25 protein-coding genes are annotated in these 26,414 nt (G+C 69.7%); 12 read left to right on the top strand and 13 right to left on the bottom strand.

Annotated elements, in window-relative coordinates; genetic code table 11:
* Positions 1-138: 138 nt before the first annotated feature.
* The 3 genes from J7357_RS15755 (at position 139) to J7357_RS15745 (ending at position 3,001) form a co-directional block, all read left to right on the top strand.
* On the top strand, positions 139-486 hold the full coding sequence (locus J7357_RS15755; RefSeq protein ID WP_209247881.1) for a hypothetical protein: 348 nt from the start codon (positions 139-141) through the stop codon (positions 484-486).
* Between the two features lie 139 nt (positions 487-625).
* Positions 626-2,002, top strand: a complete 1,377-nt coding sequence (gene cycA / locus J7357_RS15750; protein ID WP_209247879.1) for a D-serine/D-alanine/glycine transporter — start codon at positions 626-628, stop codon at positions 2,000-2,002.
* Positions 2,003-2,080: 78 nt separating this feature from the next.
* Positions 2,081-3,001, top strand: coding sequence for a CorA family divalent cation transporter (locus tag J7357_RS15745; RefSeq protein WP_209247877.1), 921 nt, complete (start codon positions 2,081-2,083; stop codon positions 2,999-3,001).
* A 13-nt stretch (positions 3,002-3,014) separates the two neighbouring features.
* Here the strand turns inward: J7357_RS15745 and J7357_RS15740 are convergent, their stop codons facing one another.
* Complete coding sequence (locus tag J7357_RS15740; RefSeq protein WP_209247875.1) at positions 3,015-4,193, bottom strand: nucleotidyltransferase family protein; 1,179 nt, start codon at positions 4,191-4,193, stop codon at positions 3,015-3,017.
* A gap of 349 nt (positions 4,194-4,542) precedes the next feature.
* On the opposite strand from J7357_RS15740, the gene J7357_RS15735 reads away from it, so the two are divergent.
* Genes J7357_RS15735 through J7357_RS15720 form a run of 4 tightly spaced genes read left to right on the top strand, consistent with a single transcriptional unit; the run spans position 4,543 to position 6,803 of the window.
* A complete protein-coding gene (locus tag J7357_RS15735) occupies positions 4,543-5,082 on the top strand; it encodes a tail fiber protein (RefSeq protein ID WP_209247874.1) in 540 nt (179 codons plus the stop codon).
* A gap of 24 nt (positions 5,083-5,106) precedes the next feature.
* Positions 5,107-5,658, top strand: a complete 552-nt coding sequence (locus J7357_RS15730; RefSeq protein WP_209247872.1) for a tail fiber protein — start codon at positions 5,107-5,109, stop codon at positions 5,656-5,658.
* Positions 5,659-5,682: 24 nt separating this feature from the next.
* Positions 5,683-6,270: a tail fiber protein gene (locus J7357_RS15725; protein ID WP_209247870.1), complete on the top strand. Its 588-nt coding sequence runs from the start codon at positions 5,683-5,685 to the stop codon at positions 6,268-6,270.
* Positions 6,270-6,803 carry a GNAT family N-acetyltransferase gene (locus J7357_RS15720; RefSeq protein WP_244667564.1) on the top strand — a complete coding sequence of 178 codons (534 nt, stop codon included), beginning with the start codon at positions 6,270-6,272 and terminating at the stop codon, positions 6,801-6,803. Before J7357_RS15725 ends, J7357_RS15720 begins: the two co-directional genes overlap by 1 nt.
* On the opposite strand, the gene J7357_RS15715 is transcribed toward J7357_RS15720, so the two are convergent.
* The 4 genes from J7357_RS15715 to J7357_RS15700 all read right to left on the bottom strand — a co-directional run bounded on the left by J7357_RS15715 (position 6,778) and on the right by J7357_RS15700 (position 9,605).
* On the bottom strand, positions 6,778-7,599 hold the full coding sequence (locus J7357_RS15715) for a sulfotransferase domain-containing protein (protein ID WP_209247868.1): 822 nt from the start codon (positions 7,597-7,599) through the stop codon (positions 6,778-6,780). The genes J7357_RS15720 and J7357_RS15715 overlap by 26 nt on opposite strands.
* Positions 7,596-8,507: a hypothetical protein gene (locus tag J7357_RS15710; RefSeq protein ID WP_209247866.1), complete on the bottom strand. Its 912-nt coding sequence runs from the start codon at positions 8,505-8,507 to the stop codon at positions 7,596-7,598. Before J7357_RS15710 ends, J7357_RS15715 begins: the two co-directional genes overlap by 4 nt.
* 32 nt (positions 8,508-8,539) lie before the next feature.
* A complete protein-coding gene (locus tag J7357_RS15705; RefSeq protein WP_209247864.1) occupies positions 8,540-8,821 on the bottom strand; it encodes a PqqD family protein in 282 nt (93 codons plus the stop codon).
* Between the two features lie 91 nt (positions 8,822-8,912).
* Positions 8,913-9,605: a class I SAM-dependent methyltransferase gene (locus J7357_RS15700; RefSeq protein WP_244667563.1), complete on the bottom strand. Its 693-nt coding sequence runs from the start codon at positions 9,603-9,605 to the stop codon at positions 8,913-8,915.
* A gap of 335 nt (positions 9,606-9,940) precedes the next feature.
* Here J7357_RS15700 and J7357_RS15695 point away from each other — a divergent pair, with 335 nt between their 5' ends.
* Together J7357_RS15695 and J7357_RS15690 are read left to right on the top strand one after the other, a co-directional pair.
* On the top strand, positions 9,941-10,096 hold the full coding sequence (locus tag J7357_RS15695) for a hypothetical protein (protein ID WP_209247860.1): 156 nt from the start codon (positions 9,941-9,943) through the stop codon (positions 10,094-10,096).
* A gap of 19 nt (positions 10,097-10,115) precedes the next feature.
* Positions 10,116-12,041 carry an asparagine synthetase B gene (locus tag J7357_RS15690; RefSeq protein WP_209247858.1) on the top strand — a complete coding sequence of 642 codons (1,926 nt, stop codon included), beginning with the start codon at positions 10,116-10,118 and terminating at the stop codon, positions 12,039-12,041.
* A gap of 198 nt (positions 12,042-12,239) precedes the next feature.
* On the opposite strand, the gene J7357_RS15685 is transcribed toward J7357_RS15690, so the two are convergent.
* The gene (locus tag J7357_RS15685) at positions 12,240-12,599 is read right to left on the bottom strand and encodes a hypothetical protein (protein ID WP_209247856.1); all 360 of its coding nucleotides are present in this window, start codon (positions 12,597-12,599) and stop codon (positions 12,240-12,242) included.
* A gap of 300 nt (positions 12,600-12,899) precedes the next feature.
* On the opposite strand from J7357_RS15685, the gene J7357_RS15680 reads away from it, so the two are divergent.
* Entirely contained in the window at positions 12,900-13,799 is a 900-nt protein-coding gene (locus J7357_RS15680; protein WP_209247854.1) for an AraC family transcriptional regulator, read from the top strand.
* A gap of 267 nt (positions 13,800-14,066) precedes the next feature.
* Here J7357_RS15680 and J7357_RS15675 read toward each other — a convergent pair whose 3' ends face one another.
* Entirely contained in the window at positions 14,067-14,540 is a 474-nt protein-coding gene (locus J7357_RS15675; RefSeq protein ID WP_209247852.1) for a DUF4410 domain-containing protein, read from the bottom strand.
* Positions 14,541-14,623: 83 nt separating this feature from the next.
* Positions 14,624-15,409, bottom strand: a complete 786-nt coding sequence (locus tag J7357_RS15670) for a transporter substrate-binding domain-containing protein (protein WP_209247850.1) — start codon at positions 15,407-15,409, stop codon at positions 14,624-14,626.
* Positions 15,410-15,679: 270 nt separating this feature from the next.
* Here J7357_RS15670 and J7357_RS15665 point away from each other — a divergent pair, with 270 nt between their 5' ends.
* Both J7357_RS15665 and J7357_RS15660 read left to right on the top strand, forming a co-directional pair.
* Positions 15,680-16,663 carry a hypothetical protein gene (locus J7357_RS15665; protein WP_343237423.1) on the top strand — a complete coding sequence of 328 codons (984 nt, stop codon included), beginning with the start codon at positions 15,680-15,682 and terminating at the stop codon, positions 16,661-16,663.
* Positions 16,664-16,901: 238 nt separating this feature from the next.
* Entirely contained in the window at positions 16,902-17,675 is a 774-nt protein-coding gene (locus J7357_RS15660) for a lytic transglycosylase domain-containing protein (RefSeq protein ID WP_209247848.1), read from the top strand.
* A 9-nt stretch (positions 17,676-17,684) separates the two neighbouring features.
* Here the strand turns inward: J7357_RS15660 and J7357_RS15655 are convergent, their stop codons facing one another.
* From J7357_RS15655 to J7357_RS15635, 5 genes are all read right to left on the bottom strand, one after another.
* Positions 17,685-19,196, bottom strand: a complete 1,512-nt coding sequence (locus J7357_RS15655; RefSeq protein WP_209247846.1) for a hypothetical protein — start codon at positions 19,194-19,196, stop codon at positions 17,685-17,687.
* Between the two features lie 100 nt (positions 19,197-19,296).
* The gene (gene treA, locus J7357_RS15650) at positions 19,297-20,994 is read right to left on the bottom strand and encodes an alpha,alpha-trehalase TreA (RefSeq protein WP_209247844.1); all 1,698 of its coding nucleotides are present in this window, start codon (positions 20,992-20,994) and stop codon (positions 19,297-19,299) included.
* A gap of 361 nt (positions 20,995-21,355) precedes the next feature.
* Positions 21,356-22,273 carry a GAF domain-containing protein gene (locus J7357_RS15645; RefSeq protein ID WP_209247842.1) on the bottom strand — a complete coding sequence of 306 codons (918 nt, stop codon included), beginning with the start codon at positions 22,271-22,273 and terminating at the stop codon, positions 21,356-21,358.
* A 128-nt stretch (positions 22,274-22,401) separates the two neighbouring features.
* A complete protein-coding gene (locus J7357_RS15640; RefSeq protein ID WP_209247840.1) occupies positions 22,402-23,181 on the bottom strand; it encodes a DUF72 domain-containing protein in 780 nt (259 codons plus the stop codon).
* Between the two features lie 279 nt (positions 23,182-23,460).
* On the bottom strand, positions 23,461-26,346 hold the full coding sequence (locus J7357_RS15635; protein WP_209247838.1) for a pitrilysin family protein: 2,886 nt from the start codon (positions 26,344-26,346) through the stop codon (positions 23,461-23,463).
* Positions 26,347-26,414 lie beyond the last annotated feature (68 nt).

Here is a 26,414-nt window from a genome sequence, read left to right as displayed (position 1 = left end):
GAAATCGCCGATACGGCCGCGCACGCAGCGCGGCGATGCTGCCGGCTCACGGACGAGGCAGGGCAGCGGCGCGTGGCCGCGAGGGAGCGCAGCGGTCGCAGCGCCATCGGACTTTCCTTATCAAGATCGGAGAACGGCATGATCAACAATGCGATGGAACAGTTGCGCGACGCCGCCACCCATGCGGGCGTGCGGGTGGTGGCAGGCGTGGTCGGCGCGGACGGTGCGGTCCGCAATGGCGGGGGGTATACGGTGGCGCACGTCAGCACCGGGCATTACCTGGTGAGCTTCCAGCCGCCGTTCCAGGCGCTGGACGGGGTCTCGGTGACCCAGATCTATCCCGGCGACGGCAGCACCTGCGACAACGCGGTGATCATCCGCCTCGATGCGGGCCAGGTGCTGCTGAAGACCGGCGACGGCGGCGGCAACCAGTCCGACCGCGACTTCAGCTTCGTGGCGATCGGGCAGGGCGGCGCGCTGGCCTGAGCGACGGCCCCCGCGACGGCGCGGACGGCATGCGGCGCCGCCCGCGCCGCCGCGGGCGCCACCCGGCGCACGCGCGGCTGGCGCGCGCTGCCGCCATCTTCTATGTTTGCAGGCTAATCCCCCGCGATGGCCTGCGCCCATGACCGATCCGTCCGCCCAGCCCGACCACCTGCAGCGCAGCCTCTCCAACCGCCACCTGCAGCTGATCGCGATCGGCGGGGCGATCGGCACCGGCCTGTTCATGGGCTCGGGCAAGACCATCAGCCTGGCCGGGCCGTCGATCCTGTTCGTGTACCTGATCATCGGCGTGATGCTGTTCTTCGTGATGCGCGCGATGGGCGAGCTGCTGCTGTCGAACCTGGAGTACAAGTCGTTCATCGACTTCTCCACCGACCTGCTGGGGCCCTGGGCCGGGTTCTTCTGCGGCTGGACCTACTGGTTCTGCTGGATCATCACCGCCATCGCCGACGTGATCGCGATCGCCGCCTACGCGCAGTTCTGGTTCCCGACGCTGGCGCCGTGGATCCCGGCGATGCTGTGCGTGCTGTTGCTGCTGGGGCTGAACCTGGTGACGGTGAAGCTGTTCGGCGAAATGGAATTCTGGTTCGCGCTCATCAAGATCGTCGCCATCTGCGCGCTGATCCTCACCGGCGCCGGGCTGGTCGCCTGGGGCTTCCAGTCGCCGTCCGGGCACGTGGCCTCGCTGGCCAACCTGTGGAACGACGGCGGCATGTTCCCGATGGGGATGGGCGGGTTCTTCGCCGGGTTCCAGATCGCGGTGTTCGCCTTCGTCGGCATCGAACTGGTCGGCACCACCGCCGCCGAGACCGCCGACCCGCGCCGCAACCTGCCCAAGGCGATCAACTCGATCCCGGTGCGCATCCTGGTGTTCTACGTGCTGGCGCTGGTGGCGATCATGGCGGTGACGCCGTGGCGCGAGGTGGTGCCGGGCAAGAGCCCGTTCGTGGAGCTGTTCGTGCTGGCCGGCGTGCCGGCCGCGGCCAGCCTGATCAACTTCGTGGTGCTGACCTCGGCCACGTCCTCGGCCAACAGCGGCATCTTCTCCACCAGCCGCATGCTCTACGGCCTGGCCGAGGAGCGCCACGCGCCGCGCGGTTTCGCCCGGCTCTCGCGCGCGGCGGTGCCGGCGCGCGGGCTGCTGTTCTCCTGCGCCTGCCTGCTCGGCGGCACCGTGCTGATGTACCTGATCCCGAACCTGGTCACCGCCTTCACCCTGGTCACCACCCTGGCCGCGGTGCTGTTCATGTTCGTCTGGTCGCTGATCCTGTGCGCCTACATCGCCTACCGGCGCAAGCGTCCGCAACTGCACGCGGCCTCCGCGTTCAAGATGCCCGGCGGCGTGGTCATGTGCTACGTGTGCCTGGCGTTCTTCGCCTTCGTGCTGGCGCTGCTGACCCTGCAGGCCGACACCCGCCAGGCGCTGTTCGCCAGCCCGGTGTGGTTCCTGCTGCTGGGCGTGGGCTACGCGCTCAAGCGCCGCAGCGCCGGCGCCTGAACGGTCCACCCGGGCGTCGTTGACGACCGTTTCCCGGCAGCGGATGCTCGCCGCCTTCCACTGCGCGAGCCAGCACCGATGATCACCATCCATCGCCTCGGCGGCACCTCCGATACGCCGGTGTGCTGGGTGGACCTGTGCCGGCCGAGCGAGGCGGAGCTGGCCGAGGTCGACGAGAAGGTCGGTTTCGCGGTACCGACGCGCGCGGCCATCGGCGAGATCGAGTTCAGCAGCCGGGTGCGGGTGGAGGGCGAGGTGCTGTTCCTCAACGTGCCGCGTTTCCAGGACGCGGACGGGCCGACCGCGCCGCTGGGTTTCGCGGTGTCGCCGCGGGTGCTGGTGACCCAGCGCGAGCAGCCGATGGCCTCGCTGGACGCGGTGGCCGCGCAGCTGCAGCACAGCCCCTGCCGCAGCAGCGACGACCTGCTGCTGCGGCTGCTCGACGAACTGGTCGGGCGCCTGGCCGATCGCCTGGAAGCGCTGGAGGCGCAGATCACCGAGACCACGCGCGCAGCGTTCGCCAAGCCGCATGCGCGGCACAAGTCGCGGCACCTGGAGCGGATGTTGCACGACGTCGGCGACATGGGCCGGCGCCTGGGCGGCATGCACAACGCCGGCCACGGCCTGCTGCGCGTGGCCACCTACCTGGACGACGCCGCGCCGGACTGGTTCGGCGAGGACGCGGCCAAGCGCATCGGCCTGTTGCACAAGGATCTGGCCACCCTGATCGAATTCGAGCAGCACCTGGACGACCGCATCGAGTTCCTGCTCGACAGCGTGCTGGGCATGATCAACGTCGACCAGAACAACGTGATGAAGGTGATGGCGGTGGCCTCGGTGGTGGGCATCCCGCCGACGGTGCTGGTCGGCGTCTGGGGCATGAACTTCGCGCACATGCCCGAACTGAAATGGCACGACGCCTACTACTGGGCGCTGGGCGTGATCGCGCTGAGCATGCTGCTGCCGCTGGCGTGGTTCCGCCGGCGCGGCTGGATCTGAGCGACAGCGGCACTCAGTCCGGGCTGTGCCGCACGCCGCGACGTTTGCGCAGGTGTTGCCTGGCCAGACGTAGCGCGCGCAGTCCCGGATAGGCCCACTGCAGCGCTCGCGGCAGGGGCGTGGCCAGGCGATCGTCCTCGGTGGGCGCCAGCAGGAACGGGATCAACTGCAGGCTGCCGCGCCAGTTCGACTGCAGCGACAGCAGGCGCAGGGTGTAGCGCGCCATGCCGAGCCGGGCCGCCAGATCGGCGCCGCGATCGGAGCCGAGCGCATCCAGGTGCGGCAGCAGCGTGTCGGCCGCGAAGCGCGCGCTGCGCAGCAGCGATGCCTGTTCGCGCAAGGCCGCGGGCAAGGGCACGCCGAGCGTGGCCTCGGCCAACAGGACGCCCAAGGCCAATTGCCGTTCCACGCCCAGCTGCCGTGCCAGCGCCAGGGTGGCCGCCCAATCCTGCGACGGGCTGCGCAGCGCCTGCGCGAGATCCACCAGCCAGAAGGCGCGGTGCCAGTTGTGCTTGGTACCGTGGAAGGCGGCATAGACCACCGCCAGCGGCGGCGCCAGTGTGGTCACCTGCATCCCGGCCACGCGAACGAGGGTGGTGTGGTGATCCCACAGCGCTGCCGGTTGCAGCGGGAATTCGCGGGCCCGGTTGGCCAGACGCAGATGCAGTTCCAGCACCAGCCCGCTGTCGGCATGCCGCAAGGACAGGGCGTGATTGTCGCGCGCGTATCGCTCGAGCCTGCCCGCCGCATCCGGATCCAGCACGTAGTCCAGGTCTTGCAGCAGCGCCAAGGCGCGGTCGCGGTCGGCCGCATCGATCAACAGATCGATATCGCAGGCCTCGCGATTTTGCGGGGTGCCGAACAAGGCGGCGTAGCCCTGGCCCTTGAGCAGGCAGTGGCGCAGTCCGGCATCGTCCAGGCCACGGACGATCTGCTGCAGTGCCGCGGTCTGTCGCAGCGTGCGCAGGAGGGTGCTGCGTTGGCGTTGGCGGAGCGTGTCGCGCAGCGGCGTCGGCATGGCGCCATCCAGTGCGTCGGCCGGCGGTAGCGCGAGCGCCAGGCGATGCTGCGCAAGCACGCGTGCGAACGCGTGTGGATCGATCGCGCTCGCACTGCACGCTGCCGTTTCTGAGCGCAGGACGCGCAGTGCGTAGTCGAACGCGGGCGACCAGGCGGCGCACGTGCGCGTCACGGCGCGAGCAGGGCCGCGTTGCGCGCGCGATCGGCAATCGTGGCCACGACTGGAGGCCGATCATGCATTGCAGCGGACTTGTACTCGTACGTAGACAAAATTTGCACGCGAGGCCGCATCGCGCATGCCGTGGAAAGTGCTAAGTGGCTCAGCGCACACATGATTCCTCTCTGTTTCCCGTGATTCTTTCGGCGCGCATCAGTCCTTGACTGATGGATCGGTCGCTCGCGCGCTGTGTAGCATACCTTCGACCTGCGGCGCGACGCTCTGCGCAGCTTGACGGATGGGGGGACGCGTGCGATCGGGGATACGACGCGCGCGCCAGTGCTGACATTTGAGGAGCCGCACGATGAATGAGACCGATGCGTTTGTGGGCGAAATTCGCCTGTTTCCGATCGACTGGGCGCCTGCCGGATGGTTGCCATGCGATGGCCGCTCGTTGCCGATCAACAGCAACGTCGCGCTGGCCTCGCTGCTCGGCAACCAGTATGGCGGCGACGGCAAGACCACGTTCAATCTGCCGGACCTGCGCGGTCGCGTGCCGGTGGGCCAGGGCGTCAATCCGCTCACCACGCCGACGGTGGTCTACACGGTCGGCACCTATGGCGGCCTGGAGGGCGTGGCGCTGACCGCGGCGCAGATTCCGCCGCATACCCACCTGGTCAACGCGGCCAATACGGCGGCCACCACTGGCGCATTGGACGGGAACGAACTCCTCGCGCAGACACCGACACCGCACAATCTGTACGCGCCAACCGGCACGTTGGTCGGTCTGGCGGCTGACTCCGTGAGCCAGCAAGGTGGCGGTGCCGCCCACAACAACATGCAGCCATCGCTGGTGCTGAATTTCTGCATCTGCACGGTCGGCATCTACCCGCAGCGCCCCTGACGCGGGCCACAAAGGAACCACACCATGGATGCCTATACCGGTCAGATCATCCTTTTCGCCGGCAATTACGAACCCGAGGGCTGGGCGTTCTGCGACGGACGCCAGCTGCAGATCAACACCTACATGGCGCTGTACTCGCTCATCGGCACCACCTACGGCGGCGACGGCAGGGTCAACTTCAATCTGCCGGATCTGCGCGGCCGTGTCGCGGTCTCGCAAGGGCAGGGCATGGCACGCGCGCCGGCGCCGCAACTGACGGCGCGCGTATTGGGCCAGAAGTTCGGTAACGAGACGGTGTCGCTGCAAACGGCGGAAATGCCGGCGCACAGTCATACCCTGCAGGCAGTGACCGCAGCGGCTTCTGCGCTGACCCCTGTGGGCAATCTGCTTGCCGCACCTCAGAACTCGGAAGTGGCGTACTTCATCCCGCCCGCGGGGACCACCGATTCCGTCTACCAATTGGCACCGACGGCGGTGAACGTGAGCGGCGCCAATCAGCCCCACGACAACCACATGGCCACGCAGACGCTCAACTATCTGATCTGCCTGAACGGGTTCTACCCGCAGCGGCCGTGACCGGCCATCGCAAAGGAGTTCGACATGTCCAATAGCTTTATCGGCGAAGTGCGGGCGTTCCCTTACAACTTCGCGCCCGATGGCTGGCTCGAGTGCATGGGGCAGACGGTCAGCATCCAGCAGTATCAGGCGCTGTTCGGGGTGATCGGCTTTGCCTACGGGGGCGACAAGCAGAATACGTTCGGACTGCCGGATCTGCGCGGCCGGGCGGTCACCGGCCAGGGGCAGGGGCCGGGGTTGACCAACACCACCATGGGCCAGTTGCAGGGCACCGACACCGTTGCGTTGACTTCTTCGTCGCAATTGCCGGCACACACGCACACCATCTCCACGCAGTTCGTCAGGCCGGCCACCGCCCTGACGGCCTTCGTCAATACACCGAGCGCGGCCGCTTACGTGACGCGCTTGCTGAATCTGACCCTCACGCCAAGACAGACGTATCTCGCGTATGCGCCGGCCGTGGGAACGCCTATCGGCCAGATGTCGCCCAATACGCTGACGCCTTTCCCCGCCACCTCCACATCGGTGCAGGCACACGAAAACCGTCAACCGTTCACCACGGTGCGCTACTGCATCTGCGCCACGGATGGCATCTATCCGCCCAGGCCGTGATGTCGCTGCACTTCGCCTGCCCGGCGCCATTGTCGGCGCTGGGCATGGCGATCCGCCCCGAGGGCGCGGCGGACATGTCGGCGTTGCGCGCCCTGCTCCGGGAAGCGCGCTGGGCCGAATTCGCGATGCTGCCGTGGGACGATACGGCAAAGGCCGCGTTGCTCGATCAACAGTTCCAGGCACAGCGCCGCCATTACGCTGTGCTGCATCCCGATGCCTTGTTTCTGGTGCTGGCGCACCAGCAACGCGTGATTGGCCGTCTCTATCTGGCGACGACGGATGAAGGGGATTTCCGCGTGCTGGATATCCTGTTGTCATCCGATTACCGCCGCCAGGGGATCGGAACGATCCTGATCGGCGCGGTGCTGAACCAGGCGCATGCCGACGGGCGGCGCGTGCTGCTCGAGGTGAAAAAAGGCAATCCTGCGGTCGGGCTCTACCATCGACTCGGCTTCCAGGAATTTGCCGATGCCGGTATCTCCTGGCATATGGCCTGGCGTCCTGCCTTCAGCGATAGCCAAGCCAGTCCATGACCACGCCGTGGTCGGCGACCAGGCGCTGTGCCTGGTCCGTGGTGAGCGCGGAGCGCCATGCGCCAGCGCGGCCTTGGCGAAAGAATCGCGCCTGCTCACGGCTACGTTCGGCGAATCCGTGACGCTCCTCCGCGCTGCGTAGCGTTTCGAAGCGGCAGGCGGCGACCGCGCGTGCCACATGCGATGGGTCGGCGGGCAGACCCAGGAATTCCGCAAGACGTGTCGTCTCCCGCATGGGCTGCGCCAGAAGAGTTTCGTAGTGCAGGAGCAGGCGTGGCCCTGGAGCCCGCTGCAGCCATGAGGCCACATGCCCTGACCAGGACCCATACCATTGCGGCGTCTGGGTGCGGAACGAGGGGCCGGCACGGCTCATGGTCAGGCCGGCGTCGCACATCTGGCGGATGGCGGCGTCGACGTCGATGTTCGTCTGGTCGGCCCAGGAAGGCGCGATATCCCGTGGGTCGCGCACGATGTACACCGTTGCGAGCGTCGCATCTTCTGGAAACAGCGTCGCGTCGTAGCGATCGTGCACTTTGAGCAGTTCCAGCGACCGTGCCGCGCATTGCCGATAGGCGCTGCTGCGCAGAAGACGAAGTTCGCTCGGTGCGAGGTCGCTGCTGTCCACGTCGACGAATTGCTCGAGCCAACTGCGCGAGGCCGCGTACGGCAGGCTGCGGCCGAGCGTATCGATCGCCACCTCGGCTGCGCCGGTCTGCAGGCTGGAGATCAGGCAGCGCACCCAGGTATTGCCGGATTTCGGATAGGACGCCAGCCAGATGATGCCGCGCCGGCTCATGTCCCCAGGTGTGCTTCGATCAATTCGACGCCGGCGTCCAGCGCATCGAAACGCAGTGGGCGCAGCAGGTGCCAGACCGGCACCTGGCGCGCGATGGCCGCGGCTTGGGCAAAGGTCGTCGGCCACAGGCCAAGCCGCCGGGCAGCCTGTGGCCGCGTCAGGTAACTGTGCAGCAAGGGCAGCGCGGCACCGGGGGAATGCCGCTGCATCCTCGGTTCCGGTGCCTCCTTCAGGATCAAGATCGCATCCAGCGGCGCGGGAGTCGGGTCGAATCCGGATTGCGGGCGCAGGTCGAACTTGTCCATTCCCGGGCGTATCTGCGGGAGCCCGGCGTGGGGCATCTGCAGGGAATCGAGCGTATCGCGCCAGAGTTTCAAGCGTGGGAAGGCCGGCAGCACCTCGATGCGGCCTTCGGTGCGGAGGACCGTTAGATCGTCGCTGAGCAAGCCATGGCCTCGCTTGAGGAGGGCGGCCGACAGTGTGGACTTGCCGGCGCCACTGTGCCCGGCGATGGCCACGGTGCGGCTGCCGATCCGCAGGCAAGCCGCATGCAGCGGAAACAGGCCGCGTTGCAGGCACAGGTAGCCGAGCGCCGAGCCGAGCAGGAACAGCCGCCAGCTCTCATCGTCCTGGCGCAATCGCTGCACCTGGATCGAGCGTCCGCCGCGCACGAGGATGCGGACCAGGTCTGGGATCTGCAGCAACACGGACCCGTCGGTTCCGATGCTCAGCCAGGTATCGGTGGGATCGGCCGAATCGAGCCGGCTGGGGAGCGACGCGTCCTCGATCACCACATCCGCATCGTGATGCCCGGCAGCCGATGCCGGCCAGGGCGGCAACTCCGGAAGGGCCAGTGTGCTGCGGACATGCCAGCCGCACAGCAGGTAGTGGTGCTGGCGTTCCGGCAAGACCCGCGCCGCCGGGTTTTCGAGGCTGCGGTTCAGACGCGGATCTCGATGGTGCCGGCGCTGCGCAGCGTTTCCAGCAGCGATGCCACGTCGGTCTCGATTCTGGATCGTGTCGTCGCGTAGTCGGCGCACAGCCGATCGCACAGCACGACGAACGTGCAGGGTGATGCGAGATGCGTCCAGATGTCCTTGCCCACCGCGTCAAGCGAGAAATACAGCCCGCGCTCGGTGTTCATCACGACCAGTTCTTCGCCCATTTCCGCGGCCAGGCAACCGGGAGCCTGTGCGATCAAGGCATTCGGATCGATGGGCATGGCGAACCATCCGTGGAAGGACTTGGAACCTTAACCGGGAAACGTGCGTCTTGGAAGGCGGCTAACCGCTGGATCGGCTGCGATCGCCGACTCAGTGGCGTGGATGCGCGCGGCGCCGGAATACCACTTCGTCATCTGACTGAACGGGCAGGCGCAGATTGTCCGGACCGAACAGTGGGGTATCCGCTTGCGCCGGTGTCGGAATGCGGAGGACCGGGTCGAACCAGCGCGCTGCTGCCGTATCACGAAGGCGGAAGTTGGCGTGGCGCAACGCCAGCAAGCCGCCAGGGCGCAGGCAGCGGGCGAAGTCCAGCAACTGCGCCTGTACGTCCTCGAAGCGAATCAAATGGTCGCAGCGTTGGCCGGTATGGAAGGCCAGATCGCCCCGTCTCAGGACGGCCAGGCAGAAGATCGCATCGTAGGAGGCGTCGGCCTCACCGGCCGTGTTGCCCGCCAAGCGGAACTGAATACGGGCGTCCGGTTGCGTCCGAAGCCGGAGGGTGCACGCCGAGATATGGTCGGGATGGATGTCCAGTCCGGTGATGGCGGCGTCCGGGAAGTAACTGCGTAGCGTGAGCACTTCCTCGCCGCTGGCACAGCCGAACGACAACAGGCGCAGGTTTGCAGCCGCTCCCAGTGTGGTCTGCACGAAGGCGAACAGCGTGGGATAGCGATGCATGGCGGTCGTGCCGTAATCCTGGAACACGGGCGCGGCCGAGGTAAGGCGCAACCACGCATACAGCCGGCCCTCGCGGTTGCGCAGGGCGCGATACAGCAGCTTCATCTGCGCAACGGGCCACCTGCTTCGCCAGCGGGAAAGAAGCGGGATCATCCCTTTTTGTGATACGTGTCTAGAAAAATCGGGCGCCCGGCGGCGTGCGGCACGCCGATGGACGCATTCGCTGGTGTTGGCAACGGCATCGATCGTAGGATCATGGAATCAAGCAACCAGCTTGAGTGGGAATTGCTCCAAGCGTAGCCGGGAGCACCCACAAACGACACGGCCCGCAACGCGGTGCGATGTCAGGCGCGTCGGATGTACGTCGTTGACGCTACGTGCAGTACGGGAGGCGACGCGTTCGCGAGCCGCAGGTGACGCTAACAAAACGGGAGTGCGCAATGTACGAGAACGATCAGGCAGTGCCGTCCGAGGTCTCCTCGCAGCACGGGCGCAAGGTATGGACGACGCCGATGGTGTCGTTTCTTGCCATCGATGAGACCGCAAACCAGACCTTCGCCGGCAACGACGGCACGGGGACTGGCACCGGCTCCTAAGCCGGTTTAGGCGATCGAGGTGAGCGATTTTGCGGGGATCTGGCGTCTCGACGGCGCTCCGGTTTCCCCCGCGGATCTGCTGCGCCTCGATCGCGCGCTGGAGGCGCGCGGGATCGGCCCGGCGCGTGTCTGGCATGGCGGTGACATCGCCATTGTCCATCGCCAGCATTGCTTCACACCGGAGGATGCGTTCGAAGCGATGCCGTGGGTGGGAGCGTCCGGGGCGGTCCTTGCCGCAGATGTGGTGTTGGCTGCGCGTCGCGAACTGGTGGCGGCGCTAGGGGAGCCCAGCAGCACCTCCACGCCCGATGGCGCCTTGTTGCTGGAGGCCCTGCAGCGCTGGGATGTCGACGCGTTGCCGCGCGTGTACGGATCCTACGCGCTGGCCTTGTATCGGCCCGACCAGCGCCGGCTGCTGCTGGCCCGCGATCCCGTGGGCATCCGCTCGTTGTTCGTGCATCGTGGTCCCAATCTGATCGCGTTTGCCACCCGCTTGCGGGCGCTGCTGGCCTTGCCGGAGATTCCCTCCGATCTTGATGAGCAGGCGCTGGCCGATCGGCTGCTGATGGATCGAACGCGGGCGACCCGCACCATCTATCGCTACATCGATCGAGTCCCAATGGCGCATGCCCTCAGCGTGACGCCGGAACGGGTTCATCTGCAGCGATGGTGGGCGCCGCCGCAGGCCGGTACGCTGCAGCTGCGCAACGATGAGGACGTCGAGGCCGCCGCTGCCGACGTGTTGGACCTGGCCGTCGCCGACGGCCTGCGCGCGCCTGGTCGCGTCGCCATGTGCCTGACCGGTGGCCTCGATAGTACGTCGGTGGCACTCTCCGCCGCACGACAACACACCGCAGCGCCGTTGCTGGCGCTCACGCGTGCTCCGCAGACAGCGACCGCAGCGGCGAGCGCACGCCATTACTACGACGAATCGCCGCGTGCCCGCCTGCTGGCGGAACCCCATCCGGGCATCGACTGGCACATGATCGGCGACGATGGCCAGGACTGGGGCGAACATGACGCCGAGCGCTGGTTGCAGGAGGGTGGCCAGCCGACGCGCTCGCCGCTGAACATGGCGTGGTTCTTTCCGCTTTATCGTGTCATGGAGGAGCGCGGCAGTCGGGTCCTGATCGGCGGAGAGTTGGGTAATGCGTTCTTCAGCTACGACGGCTTGTCCCGGCTGCCGGAGTTGCTGCGGCAACGCCAGTGGCGCGCGTTGCTTGTGCAAGCGCGGGCGCTGGCGGCCACGGAAGGGTTGAGCGTGCGCAAGGTGCTGCAGCGCCATGTGTTGCGCCCGTTCGCGCCGATGGCGGTGGTGCGCCGCTGGCATCGTCTGCCGGTCGACGTGTGGCGGTGCAACGCCGCGTTGAATCCTCAGTGGGCGCGAGAGCTGGATCTGCGCCGCACTCTGGATCTGCGTCGCTACCGGCTTTGTCTCGGCGCGAACCATCCTTCCCTGGCCGTGCGGCGGGAGTGGTTTTTGAGCGATGCCGCGGCGATGGAGACCTATGGGGTGCTTCGCGCACTGTCCGGTGTGGATCTGCGCATGCCGCTCGCCGACCGGCGGGTGATCGAGTTCTTCGGCAGCCTCCCGCTGGATCAGTTCCTGCGCGATGGCGTCAGCCGCTCGCTGCCGCGCCGCCTGCTCGCCGCGCGCGGCGCACCTGCGGAGATCTTCGCCAATCGCCAGGTCGGCGTGCAGCATGGCGACTGGTTCGCGCATCTCAGCGCGCAGCGCGCCAGCCTGCAGCAGCAACTCTACGCGCTGCACGATTCTCCCCTGGCACGCCGCGTGCTCGACCTGCCACGGCTGCAGGGCCTGATGGACACCTGGCCGCGCGACGCGCAGGCCGCCGAGCCGAGGCGCGAAGCCTATCTGCACATCCTGCTGTACGGCCTGCAGACGGGGCGGTTTCTCGCGTGGCACGAGCGTGGCGGCGTCTGAGTGGGCCGCAGCGCTCGGACTGTCGTGTCTGTGGGCGGGCAGACGGTTGCGCTGCCGCTTCGTGTCCGGTCCCGCGTTGTCGGAGTTGCAGGCGAGTGCGATCGACACGCCACTGGCAACCGCGCACCGCGCAGGCCACTGCCTTCGGACTTGCCGCTGGTCATGCCAGGCGGCAGCAGGTGGCGCTGATCGCGCGGATCACGCGGCGAGGCTGTCGGCCTCCGTTGCGAGCTCCGTCCCGTCGTGCTCCTCGCCGCTGACGTGCTGCACCGGCGCGATGTCCCAGGACACCGTGTCCGGGTCGATCAGCGCGTGGATCGCCGCGCCCTGCAGTTCGCGCATCAGCCGCCGCGCCGACGCGGTGCCGTGGGCGACGCTGTCCCACAGCACCATGTCGACCACGCTGCCGTCGCGGCGGCGGGCGATGCGCCGCGAGCGGAAGCCGGGCTGGCGCTGCAGCCAGGCATCGACTTCGGCGTTGGCGCGCAGGAAGGTGCGCCAGGTGCAGTCGAGCAGGCGGAACGTGGCGATTTCCAGGGCTTCGGTATGGGGATGCATCGGTCTCTCCTGCGGTCTGCGTCGCCCGCATGGCACGCTGGCGGCGACGCGGCAGCGTGACGAGGGGCATGGGGAAGGGACAGGGCCGAACGGCCGGACAGGCGGGCGGGGGCGGGCGTTCCGGGACGGCGCCGGTAGGGGAACCGGCCGATAAAGCATGCTGGCGCGCGCCGCGGGCGCGTTAGCGCGATCCAACGGAATTCTTGTACGATCCTGCAAGCCGCGTCGCGCCGTGGTCCGCGCCGGCGCAGCATCGTGCAAGCTTGCCTTCCTCCTCCGCACGCTACGGCGCCCTTGCCGATGACCGCGCTCGCCCACCGCTACCAGGAAATGGCCGCCCTGGTTGCCCGATTGGCCACTCCCGATGGTGACCACGAGACCGCCATCGAGGGCTTCTTCTGTTCCTACCGCTCCGCGCCGTCGCCGAAGACGCATACCGCGCAGTGGCCCGTCTTCGCGCTGGTGTTGCAGGGCGAGAAATGCCTGACCCTGGGCAACGAGGAATACCGCTACGGCGTCGGCACCTATCTGCTGGTGACGCTGGATCTGCCGGTGGTCTCGCGCATCACCCAGGCCAGCCCGGAACAGCCGCTGCTGGGCGTGGGCATGTCGATCCGGCCGGACCGGCTGCGCGAACTGCTCGAGCGCATCCCGTTGCCGCCGCAGGTCGGTGCCGAGCGCCCGCGCGGGGTCTCGGTCAACACCGCTTGCCCGGACCTGCTGGATGCCACGTTGCGCATGCTGCGGCTGCTGGAACGCCCGGCCGACATCGCGGCGATGGCGCCGCTGATCGAACAGGAGATCCTGTATCGCCTGCTGGCCGGGCCGTGCGGGCCGAACCTGCTGCGCATCGCCCAGGAGGACAGCCCCAGCAACCGCATCGCCAAGGCCATCGCCTGGCTGCGCCAGCACTACGCCGAGCCGCTGCGCATCGAGGACCTGGCGCGCCAGGTCAACATGAGCGTGTCTTCGCTGCATCACCATTTCAGCGCGGTCGCGGCGATGACGCCGCTGCAGTACCAGAAGCAGTTGCGCCTGCGCGAGGCACGGCGGCTGATGGTGGTCGAACGCATGGACGTGGGCGCGGCCGGCTACCGCGTCGGCTACCAGAGCCCGTCGCAGTTCAGTCGCGAGTACAGCCGGCTGTACGGACGCTCGCCGCGCAGCGATCTGGCCGAGCAGTTGGGCCTGGCCGGCTGAGCGGTACGGGTACTGCGCGGGCCGCCTTGCGCATCTGACGTGCCGCTGCTTGATCGACGACAGCGCGTCTCGCATCAATTCGAAGCGTTTCAGCCGCGATGGGCTTTATCGGGAACGCTCCGTCGCGGCTGAAGCCGCTCCTACGGAAAAAGCTGCATCCGGCGTGCGTGTCGTGGGAGCAGATGATGCGAGGTGCGCTGCAGACAGCGCGGTATTTTGCCTCTGTGCCCGCGCAGGACCGCTGCGGTCCTGCACGGGCTGCACGCACTACTGCAGTTGCTTGAGTCGCGCGACGATCTCTTCGGCGTGGCGTTCGATCAGGCCTTCGGAGGTGCCCCAGGCGGTGCTGTTGGTCGATTCCACATCGAACTGCGCGGCGGTCTTGCCGTTGGCATCGGCGACGCTGACGCGGCTCTTGATCTTGTCCCGCCCGGCCATGATGCCGGCCCAGAAGCGTGCGCCATTGCTGCGCATGTAGTAGTGATCGATGACGATGGTCATCTTGCGCGCATTGGCCTGGCCCTGCGTGCCGTGCAGGTGCGCCGCGTCCAGTTGCGCGTCGAGCTGGCGACGGAACATGGCCAGGCTCTCGGCATCGGTGTCGTCGTTGCCGGTGAGCTGGTACCAGTAGGTTTCGGCGGTGGTCGCCTTGTAGCTCTGGTGCACCACGCTGTTGGTGGCGCAGCCGGTGGCCAGCACCATCACGCCCACCAGCGCCAGCGTTCTCCATTGCAGTTTCATGCTCTCTCCTTGTTGGGTCCCCTAGGCCGGTGCGAACGCCGCCGGCTGCGGCAGCATAGCGGCTGCGCGTGGGTGGCGGATGCCTATGGCGTCGTCTCCGCCTCGCCCAGCCACGCCGCCACGATCCGCGCATAGGCGCCGCTGGCCTTGCTCAGGTGCAGCCACTGGTCGACGTAGGCCTTCCAGGCCATATCGTCGCGCGGCAGCAGGAACGCCTTCTCGCTGTACTGCAGCGGCCGCTGCGGCGACACCGCGCACAGGCCGGGCACCTGGCGCTGCTGGAAGCGCGCCTCGGAGGCGTCGGTGATCATGACGTCGGCGCGGCCCTCGCGCAGGTCGCGGAAGATGGTGGGGTTGTCGTCGGACAGCAGCAGTTGCGCATGCGGCAGTTCGCGGCGGGCGAACGCCTCGTTGGTGCCGCCGCGCGGTTCGATCACCCGCACCTCGGGCCGGTCGATCTGGGCGATGTCGCGGTAGCGCGCCTGGTCGGCGCAGCGCACCAGCGGGATCTTGCCGTCGACCTCCAGCACCGCACTGAACCAGGCCTGGCGCTGCCGCGGCAGCGACACCGAGATGCCGCCGACGGCGATGTCGCAGCGGTCGGCGCGCAGGTCCGGCAGCAGGGTCGGCCAGCGCGTCGGCACCCACTGCAGTTTGACCTCCAGACTGTCGGCCAGCGAATGCGCCAGGGCGATGTCGATGCCGTCGTAGGTGCCGTCGCTGCGCAGAAGGCTGTAGGGCGCGTAGTCGCCGGTGGTGCACACGCGCAGCGTGCCGCGTTGCAGGACGCTGTCCAGGTGCGAGGGCGCGGCGTGCGCCGGCAGCGCCAGCGCGGCGCCGAGCAGGGCGGTGGCCAGGCGTCGGGTCATGCGGTTCTCCTGCGGCAGGGCGGGCGTCGGGGCCCGCTGGCTGTACGCCGGCTGTCGCGCCGGCCGGGCGCGTCACCTTAGCCGGTTTCCTCGTGCGCCGACGCAATCCCTGACGCGACAAGGCCTTGCGTGTCCGCAGCGGCGGCAGGTGGCGGCGTGTCGCGGCCCGCCGCGCGCGGCGGCACGCGCCGGCAACGGAACTCCCGGCACGCTGTACCGGTCCGTCCCCCACACTCGCCCCAACCGCCTGCCCATGGATCCCCGACCATCGTGACCGCCCCTCCTGCGCAAGACCGTTGGCAGCAGCTGTGGGCGGCACTGGCGACCGCGATGATCCTGGTCTTGCTGGGGCGCCTGCTGTGGGGCGCACCGTCGGCGCCGCCACGCGCGGCGGCCGAGGATGCGCTGCGCCTGGTGTTCCTGCCGCGGGAACCGGCGCGTCGCGCGCCGGTCCCGCCGCAGGCCTCCACGCGTGCGCCCTCGACGGCCGCGCGCATGCCGGCCGCGGCGCGGCAACCGCACGCCGCCGCGCCGACTTCTTCGTCGACGCCGATCGCGCCCGCTGCAGCCGCCACGGGCATGGCGGCGACGCTCTACACCGGCGATGGCCATCCGCGCCTGCCCGATGGGGTGGCGGTGGATCCGTTCGCGCAGGCGCAGGGCACGCCGCCGGGGACGCTCAATCCGCGCGATGTCGCCAAGTCCAAGCGCCTGCTCGAACGGCCCAATCCGATCGACTACCGGTCCACCCGCTTCGACAAGGACTGGGCCAGCGACGGCACCCTCGGCGACGTCGCCGTGCAGGGCATCAACCACGCGATCAAGCAACTGTTGCCCAAGAACACGCATCAGACAGCCGTGGCGCGGCCGCCGCCGGACGTGCGCTTCAATCCGGCGCTGCACGAACGCCCCAGCGACCTCGGCAGCGAGGCCACCGGCGACGCCTACAAGGCCGCCCCGATCGCGTTCGAGAAGGCACCCGGGCTGGATGGCGAAGCCAGCCGGCGGATTCGCCAGGCCCTGGCCGATCTGCAGCAACGCCGCGGTGCCTGCCCGGCGGCGCAGCGCGAGCGCCTGCTGACGCCGGTGCGCGAGCACCTGGACACGTTGCTGCACGTGGAAACCGCAATGGCCAAGGGCGCCGACCCGATCCGCGCGCAGCAACTGCTGCCGCGCGAGGCCGACAGCGCCTACGACCTGGCGCGGCGCGCGCTGTGGTACGCCGACCAGAAGCTGGCGGCGTGCGCGCCGTAGGCGGTGATTCGAGCTTGGCCACCGTCGGGACTGAAGTCCCTCCCACAGTGCACCCAGCCAGCTTGCGGCGGATTGCTGTAGGAGCGGCTTCAGCCGCGAGGCTTTCCCGATAAAGCATCGCGGCTGAAGCCGCTCCTACGAGGGAGGCGCTGTCGGACAGCGTGCCGAACGCCGCCATCACTCGCCTCGACGCGCGCTGCGCCATGATGCGCGCCCGCCCCATCCGAGCGTGTCGCCGATGTCGCTTGCCCGTGCCGCGCTGTGCCTGTTGCTGTGCTGCGGTGTCGTCGCCGGCGCGTCCGCGCGCACGGTGTACCGCTGCGTGCGCGACGGCACGGTCAGCCTGGCCACGGCACCGGAACCGGGCTCGCGCTGCACGCCGAAGGAGCTGGACGATGCGGCGATCGCCACGCCCAACCTGTGGGGCAACCTGGGGGTGTTCAGCGGCACCCTGTACGAGCGCGAGCAGGACGGGCAACTGGTCTACTCCACGCGCAACCTGCCGGGCTCGCGGCCCTACCTGCGCTTCACCGCGGTGACCCCGCCCGGGGAAAGCGCGCATCCTGGCCTGGGCACGCTCGGCGCGCCGCAACTGCAGGCGCATGCCAGGCAGTTCCGCGCCGCGGCGCGCGCCACAGGGGTGGACGAGCCGTGGCTGCGCGCGATCGCGCATGCCGAGAGCGGCTTCGACGCCACCGCGGTGTCGCCCAAGGGCGCACAGGGGGTCATGCAGCTGTTGCCGGAGGTAGCGAAGGAATACGGCGTGCGCGATCCGTTCGCGGCCGACCAGTCCATCGACGGCGGCGCGCGCTACATGCGCGCGCTGCTGCGTCGCTATGCCGGCGATCGGGTGCTGGCCGCGGCCGCCTACAACGCCGGCATCGGCACGGTGACGCGTTACGGCGGCGTGCCGCCGTATGCGGAGACCCGCGCGTACATCGACAAGGTGATGGCGCTGTACCAGCGCTATCGCGTGGCGATGGGCGTGGTCGTGGAGACGCCGGCGCAGTAGCGCTGCGGCTCAGCGCAGGCGTTCGATCAGGCGGGACAGCAGCCGGCCCGGCGTGAGCGGAATGCGTCCGATCTCTGCGGCGTCGCGCTGGTCGAGCCGCGCCAGCAGCCGCGCGAAGGTCTCCACCTGCTGCTGCGCATACGCCGGGTCAAGGCGGGCGATGCCGCCCTCCGGCAGGACCTGGCACAGGTAATCGGGGATCGGGCAGGTGGCCACGACCGGGATGCCGGCCTGGTACAGCGGCTGGCCCTCGCCGAGCATCGCCAGCTCCAGGCGCGGCGACAGGGTCAGCGCGCGCAGCTTGCTGCGCCCGGCGCAGGCCTGCCGGTACAGCGCATCCAGTGCCGGCGTGGCCGTGTACACCAGGTCCCGTTCCAGCTTGCCGGTCGGTGCCGGCGCGCCGGCCGCCAGGTCGTCGCGCCATTCGGTGCAGCCGAGGTGCTCGATGGTGATGCCGGCCACCGCCCGCGCGTGGCTGCCGCGGCCGTCCCACAACTGCGGGTGCCGTTGCAGCCACGCCGAGGTCGCCTGGCGTCCGTGCACGCCGATCTGCGGCAACTGGAAATGGCCGGTGACCAGCACGAACACCAGGGTGCGGCGGCGCGCCGCGCGCGGCAGCGCGGCGAAGGCGTGGGCCAGCGCCAGCACGCCTGCCGCGCCGTTCTCCTCGCAGGCGTTTGGTCCATCGGTATGGGTGTTGACGATGAGCGTCTCGTCCTGCGCGCGGCCGGGCAGCACCGCATACAGCGTGTCGGTGGTGGTGTCCTGCAGCGTGGCGTGCAGGGTCAGCCGCGCCTGCCTGCGCTGCGCGGCCGCGGCACGCAGCGCCTCGGCGTGGCGTGCGCTCACCCACACCGCGGGAAGATCGCGGTACGGCGTGATGAACGGCAGCACCTGGCCGTGCAGTTGCGCCTCGGAAACGCCCTCGAACACGCAGATCACGGCGCGCACGCCGTGCCGACGTGCCTTGTCCAGCGCCACCGCCTGCAGGCCGGTCAGCAGTGGGGTGGTGATGGGCGATGCGAAGTCGGCGTCGCCGTCGGGCAGCCGCGCCTTGCGCTTGAACGCCAGCGTCAGCAAGGTCCGATCGAGGTCGCGACGGCGCAGGGCCACCACCGCGATCTTGCCGCGCGCCTTGCGGAATGAGCGCGGGCGGCCGTCGAACCAGACCAGTTCGCCGGCGAGGCCGTCGGGCGGCGTGGTGCCGGAGTAGGGCAGGGGCGCGGCGACCGCGATCGCGCTGCCGTCGTCCAGGGTCAGCTGCGTGGCATGCGCCGTCCAGCGGCGCAGCGGCAGGTGGTCGCGCTGGACCTGCAGGCCCAGCGCCTGCAGTTCGGTGGCCAGGTAGTCGATCGCCGCGGCGTGCGCCGGGCTGCCGGTCAGGCGTGGGCCGAACCCGTTCAGGCGTTCGATCCAGTGCCACAGCTGCGCCTGCGACGGCAGCCCGCGCAGCACGGCGGCCTGTGCGGCCGCGTCCCGGTCGGCCACGTCGCCGACTGCGGGGGCGCCGGTCGCGGTCATCGCCCACGCTCCTGCCGGCCCTGCGCAGGCCGACTCGCCCCACGGCGGGTTCGGCGCCAGGCGCGTGCCCCGGCCGGGCGAGGCGTGGACGGCGGGCGATTCAGGGCAATGCCGGCTCCGGCTCCGGCTCTGGCTGCGCGCGCGGCTGCGGCGCGGTGGGCGCCGCTGCGGCCGGGGCGCTGTACAGATCCATCAGCAGCAGGGTGACGCCGTTGGTCCAGCCGAAGCCGTCCTGCAACGCGTACTCGCCGCCGCCTCCACCCTTGGCCTGCGCGTCCACGCCGTACTTCTCCACCAGCTTGTGCTGCTGCGCGAACAGCGCCTGCACCCGCGCCAGGAAACGGCTGCCGATGCGCTGCGCCAGCGTGTCCTGGCCGTAGCGGCGCAGGCCGTCCACGGCGATCCATTGCAGCGGCGCCCAGCCGTTGGGTTCGTCCCACTGCTGGCCGGTATGCAGACGCGTGGTGGCCACGCCGCCGGGGCGCAGCAACTGCGCCTGCACGGTGTCGGCGGTGCGCTTGGCCCGCGCCGGCGAGGCAACGCCGACGAACAGCGGGTACAGCGCCGCGGCAGTGACCTGCTCGCGCAGCCGGCGCTGCTGCCAGTCGTAGTCGGCGTAGTAGCCGGCATCGCTCCACAGGTGCTTGTCGATCGCGGTCTTGCGCGCACTGGCCAGGGCGGCATAGTCGGTGTCGCAGCCCGGCGCGCCCGGGTTCTTGGCGCAGGCCAGGGCCAGCGTGGTCTCCAGGTGGTAGAGCAGGCTGTTCAGGTCGACCGGGACGATGGCGGTGGTGCGGATGCTGGCCAGGGTCTTGCGGTCGCCCAGCCAGCGGCTGGAATAGTCCCAGCCGCTCTCGGCGCCGGCGCGCAGGTCGCGGTAGACCTCGGCGGCGGGGCGGTCCTTGGCCTCGGCGGCGGTGCGCACGTCGTGCAGCCAGGCCTCCGGGCGCGGCGTGTCGCGGGCGTCCCAGTAGCGGTTGAGCAGGCTGCCGTCGGCCAGGCGCACCACGTGTGCATGCGCATGGCCCGGGGCCAGGGTCTGCGCGCCTTCCATCCAGTACGCGTATTCCTTCTGCAACTGCGGCAGGTAGCGCGCGTAGGCGGCATCGCCTTCCACCCTGGCCTGCAACTGCACCATGTGCGAGAAGAACGGCGGCTGCGAGCGGCTCAGGTAGTAGGTGCGGTTGCCGTTGGGGATGTGCCCGTAGGTGTCGATCAGGTAGGCGAAGTTGTCCAGCATCTGCCGGCTGCGTTCGTGCTCGCCGCTCTCCACCAGGCCGAGCATGGTGAAGTAGGAATCCCAGTAGTAGACCTCGCGGAAGCGCCCGCCCGGCACCACGTAGGGGTGCGGCAGCGACAGCAGGCTGCTGTAGGGCGGCACGTCGACCTGGCGGCGCACCAGCAGCGGCCACAGCGCATCGATGTGCTCGCGCAGGCCGGTGTCCTGGCGGATCGCCTCGGTCTGCACCGGGCCGGATTCCTCGAAGTTGGCGGCGACGAAACGGCGCAGGTCGAAACCGGGCTGCTGGCGCTGCGCCAGATAGTCGGCGTTGATCAGCGCCGGGTCGCGCAGCGGCAGCGCGTCGACGAAGTGCTTCTGGTCGTCGAACAGCTCCTGCTGCTGCACCGCCTGGAACAGTTCCGGGTAGGCCAGGTCGGGCGTCTGCGGCGGCGGTGCCGGCGCGGTCAGCGTGGTCGCCGGCGCGGCCTCGGCCATGGCGGTGTCGGTGGTGCCGAGCAACAGGCCGAGCGACAGGCTCAGCAGCGGGGTGCAGCAGGGAGGAGCGGCATGGCTCATGTCGGGTCCAGAGCAGGATGCGTGCGGCATGGTAAACGACCGAAGCGGAGACGGGGCGCGCGGCCGGATCCGCAAGGCGTGGCTGCCGATCCTGCCCTGGCGGCCGCGCGCCGCCCGGCTCGCACCGGTGAGGGACCGCAACGCCTGGGGGATGCAAGAACGGGGCCGCTGACGCGGGGCGGGTGTCCGTCGCCCGGGCGGCGGCCGGGAGGTCTCTTCAGCCGGATGGGGGGCGGCGCCTGCCGGATCGGGGCGGCGGGTCGTCCAGCGCGCGGCCAGGGCCGGTGCGCGCGAGTGCGCGCCGCTGCGCCGATCAGGGCTGCCAGCGCGCCACGCGCGCCGGTCGGCGTCCGCCCGCCGGTCAGGGCGCTTGCGGCGGCTGGCGATCCTTCTCGGCGCTGAGCGCGGCCTCGGCGCGCAGGAACACCTGCCCGATCGGTTCGTCCGCGCGTGTGGCCTGGGCGTCGCCGACCAGCACGGTCAGCCCAAGCGCCTGTTGCCGCGCGGCGATCTCGCGCAGGCCGCGCAGCTTCTGCTCGGCATCGGCGCCATGCAGCATGACGATGAACTCGGCATGCTCGGTGGCGCGGTCCACCGTGTCGGCGCCGCCGTCGTGCACGTAGCTGGCCAGGGTGCGGTCGAGCTGCTGCAGGCTGCTGCCCAGCAGGCGCTCGCTCTGCCGCTCGGCCAGCGCGGCCAGTTCCTGCACTTCCAGGATCACCACCCGGTAGCGGCCGTCGGCGAGGGCGTCCGCGCTGGCGGCCGGATGCGCCTGCAGCAGCGCCTCGCGTTCGCGCTGCAGCGCGCGGCGGCGTTCGTCGAGCAGGCGCATGGCGGTGCGCGCCAGCGCGCGCAGGCCGTCGCGCTGGGTCTCGGTGAGCTGGCGCGGCGCGGTGTCGAGTACGCAGACCGTGCCCAGCGCGATACCTTCTTCGGTGACCAGCGGCGTGCCGGCGTAGAAGCGCGCGCCGATGTCGCCGCGCACCATCTGCAGGTCGGCGAAGCGCGGGTCGTCGGCGAGGTCGGGCACTTCCAGCATGTGCTCGGGCGCACGGATGGCGTGGTCGCACACCGCCTGGCTGCGCTCGGTCTGCGGCAGCTCCAGGCCGATCCGGGCCTTGAACCATTGGCGGTCGCGGTCCAGCAGCGACAGCAGCGCGATCGGCGTGTCGCACAGCGCGGCGGCGATCTGCACGATGTCCTGGTAGGCGGCCTCGGGCAGGCTGTCGACGATGCGGTAGCTGTCGAGGACACGCTGGCGCTGGGCTTCATCGGTCATGGGGCGGCGTCGGGTCTGGCGCGGATCGCGAGGCGCAGCACCATACCGCAGGGCGTGGCGAGGCCGCGTGGACAAGCGCGCAAGCGTGACGCGGCGCACGCCAAGCGTCGACGGCCACGCGTTGGCGATCAGTCGGCGCCACCGACGCCGAGCGCGTGCAGCTGCGTCTGCAGCGTGGCGGCGTTGTCGAGGGCGTGGCCGAGCGCGCTGTTGTCGAAGATCACCCAGGCTTGGTCGGTGGGCGGCGTGGCGGCGACGACGCGTGCGGCCAGGCTGCGCAGTGTGTCGTCGGCGTAGTCGCTGTAGTAGATGCGTGGTGTGCCGTGCCAGCGCCAGTAGGCCGGCGCCGCCGCGCCGGCCGGCTGCGCGGCGCTGGCGTCCAGGGCCGGGTCGGCGGCCACGCGCGCGATGCCGTGGCGCTGCCACAGCGCCTCGGCGCGTGCGCCGAACCAACTGGCGTGGCGCGGTTCGCAGGCGATGCCGCCGTGCCAGCGGCGCCGCAGCATCGCGAAGAAGGTGGCGGCGATGCGCGCATCGAAGGCCAGGCTCGGCGGCAGTTGCACCAGCAGGCAGCCGAGCCTGTCGCCGAGATGGCCGACCTCGCCGAGGAAGGTCTGCAGCAGTGGCGCGACGCGGTACAGGCGCGCGTCGTGGGTGATCGTGCGTGGCAGTTTGGCCGAGAAGCGGAACCCCGTCGGCACGCTGTCGGCCCAGCGCTGGTAGGTGCTGGCGCGGTGGGCGCGGTAGAACGTGGAATTGAGCTCGACCGCGTCGAAGCGGGTGGCATAGCGCGCCAACTGGCTGGCGCCGTCGCCGACCAGGGCGCGTTGCGTGCTGGCGATCGACCAGCCGGCGCAGCCGACGCGGATGCGGGGAGCGGCGACGCGGCGGGGAGAAGCGGTCGGCATCGGCGGTGGCAGGCGAGGGCAGGCGTTGCGGATACCAAGCGTTGCGACCAGAAGCTGTGAAGGACAGGCGCGGCGCGCCGTCTTGGCGACCCATCCGCGACCCGCGCATGCCAGGGAAGGCCGATACCTGCAGGCTGCGCCGCAGCGCAGTCTGCGCGTTCACTCACTGTCGTCGCATGTCGCATCGCGCGACGGCGATGCGTTGCGATGGCGCCGACGCCCCATGCCGGCGTCGGCGCGTGGCGCATGGCGGGGCAGCCCCGCCATGCGTGTGCGGCGTTACGGCTTGGCCTTCGCCTTGACCGGCTGGCCGTCGCTGTCCAGCACCTGCACCTCGCCCAGCTTCAGCGCGCGCACCGGCGCTTCGATCTGCTTGAGGTCGCCGACGATGACCCAGGTCATCGCCTGCGGCGCCACGATCTCCTTGATCGCCGCTTCCGCCGCCGGCTGGTCGACCGCTTCCAGGCGCGTCTTCAGCGTCTGCACGTAGTCGTCCGGGCGGCCGTACTGGACGATGCCTTCCATCGCGCTGAGCACCGCACCGGTGGTCTCGAAGCTGCCCGGCAGGGCGCGCACGCGCTGTTCCTTGATCTTGGCGATCTCGTCGGCGGTCAGCGGCTTGTCGCCGACCACGGCCTTGGCTTCCTTGAGGATCTCGGCGGCCGATTCGGCGGTCTTGTCGGTCTGCACCGGGGCGAAGAACAGGAACGGGCGCTGGCCGATCGCGTCGATCATGAAGCTGTTGGCGCCGTAGGCCCAGCGCTTGTCCTCGCGCAGGTTCATGTTCAGGCGCGAGGTGAAGGTGCCGCCGAAGGCGCCGTTGGCCACGCCGATGGCGAGGTTGTTCGGGGCCTTGGTCGAGGGCGCCAGCAGGCCGGCCAGGATCAGCGATTGCGGGGCGTCGTCGCGGTTGATCAGGAACACGCGCGGCTTGGGCTGTGCGGCCACCTGCGGCAGGCTCTTGGTCGGGCGCTTGCCGGTCGGGGCCTGCCAGTCGCCGAAAGCGGCATCCAGCTGCGGGATGATCTTGTCCAGGGTGGTGTCGCCGGCGACCAGGATGCGCACGTTGTCCGGACGCAGCCAGTTGTTCTGGAACGCGCTCAGGTCGCCCGCGGTCAGGCTCTTGATCGCCGCCTCGGTGCCGGTGCCGGTGAGCGGCACGCCGTACGGATGGGTCGGGCCGTACAGCAGCGGCGGCAGGGTGCGCAGCGCCAGGCCCTGCGGCTGGGTCTTCTCCTGCGCGATCGAGGCCAGCCACTGGCCGCGGATGCGCTCGATGTCGTCGGCCTTGAACGCCGGGTTGCGCACGATGTCGGCGAACAGCTCCAGCGACGGCGCCAACTGGTCGTTGAGCGCGTTGAGCGAGGCGTCGCAGCTGTCCAGTTCGCAGGACACGCTGGTCATCGCGCCCAGGCGCTGGCGGCGCTGCGCCACGTCCACCGAATCCAGGTTGCGGGTGCTCTCGTTCATCAGCGCCGCGGTGAAGTTGGCGGTGCCGAGCTTGCTGCCGCGGTCGGTCGCGTAGCCGGCATCGAACAGCAACTGGATCTGCGTGACCGGGATGGTGTGGCGCTCGGCCAGCACCACCTCGATGCCGTTCTTGAGCTTGCCGCGCTGCAGCTGCGGGAAGCTCAGGCTCGGGAACTGGCTGGTCTCCGGCACGCCGGCGGCGCGATCGACCTGGGTCTTGCCGACGCTGTAGTTGCCCTTGGCCGGCACCTTCGGCGCGGGCTTGCCCGGGGCCGCCGCCAGCGGCTTGACCGCCTTGTCCTCGGCAGCCGGATCGAAGCCCTCCGGCGCCGGCAGCACGGTCAGCAGGTAGTCGCCCTTGCCGAACCAGGTGTCGGCGGCCTTGCGCACGCTGGCGACGGTGGCGTCCTGCGCACGCTGCAGGTCCTTCCTGTAGGCGCCCGGATCGTTGCGGTAGACCTGGCCCTCGGCCAGCACCGTGGCCTTGCCGCCGAAGCCGCCGACCTTCTCCAGGCCGCGCACGAAGCCGGCGCGGTAGCCGACCTGGGCGCGCTGCAGTTCGTCGGCGGTGGGGCCTTCGGCCAGGAACTTCTGCAGTTCGTCGGCGATGGCGGCCTCGACCTTGGCCGGGTCCACGCCTTCCTTCACGTCGGCAGTGATCTGCAACTGGCTGGCCAGCGCGAACGACTGCAGGCCGGCGGAGACGTCGTCGGCCAGCTTGTCGCGGTAGACCAGGCGCTGGTACAGGCGGCTGGTCTTGCCGCCGCCGAGCACGGTGGTGGCCAGGTCCAGCAGCACCGCGTCGTCGGTGCCCAACTGCGGCGCCACCCAGGTGCGGTAGATGCGCGGCTGCGCGACGTGGTCGTGCTGCACGCCGCGGGTCTGCTTGGCCAGCGGGGTGATCCACGGCTGCTGGCGCGGCACCGGGCGGCCGGCGGGGATGTCGCCGAAGTACTGCTCGGCCTTGGCCTTGGCCTGCGCCACGGTGATGTCGCCGGCCAGTACCAGGGTGGTGTTGGCGGCGCCGTAGTTGTCGTGGAACCACTGCTTGACGTCGTCCAGCGAGGCCGCGTCGAGGTCGGCCATCGAGCCGATGGTGTCGTGCTGGTACGGGTGGTTGGCCGGGAAGATGTTGGCCAGGATGTTCTCGTCGACGCGGCCGTAGGGGCGGTTTTCGCCCTGGCGCTTCTCGTTCTGGACCACGCCGCGCTGGGTGTCCAGTTCCTTCTGGCCGATCGCGCCGAGCAGGTGGCCCATGCGGTCCGATTCCATCCACAGCGCGGTGTCCAGCGCGGTGGTCGGTACGGTCTCGAAATAGTTGGTGCGATCGAACCAGGTGGTGCCGTTCATGTCGGTGGCGCCGACCTTCTCGAACGGCTGGAAGTAGGTGCCCTTGTGGTTCTCCGAGCCGGAGAACATCAGGTGCTCGAACAGGTGCGCGAAGCCGGTCTTGCCGGCCGGCTCGTCGCCCGAACCGATGTGGTACCAGATGCTCACCGCCACCACCGGCGCCTTGTGGTCCTCGTGCACCACCACGGTCAGGCCGTTGGGCAGGGTGAAGCGGGTGTAGGCGATCTCCGGTGCGGTCGCCTGGCCCGGCGTGGCCGCGGCCAGGGCCGACGGCGCGGCCACCAGGGCGGCGCCGGTGCCGAGGGTGAGGATGCTGGAGATCAACAGCGACAAGGGTCGGAGCATGGGCCGGGCCTGAGTGTGGACAGTGCGCCAGCATAGAGGGCCGGCGGCGGCAGCGGGAACGTGACTGA

Source organism: Xanthomonas sp. D-109 (assembly GCF_017746095.1).
Lineage (GTDB): Bacteria > Pseudomonadota > Gammaproteobacteria > Xanthomonadales > Xanthomonadaceae > Xanthomonas_A > Xanthomonas_A sacchari.
The sequence above is the reverse complement of the archived record's forward strand: the minus strand, read 5'-3'. Positions and strand labels throughout refer to the sequence as shown.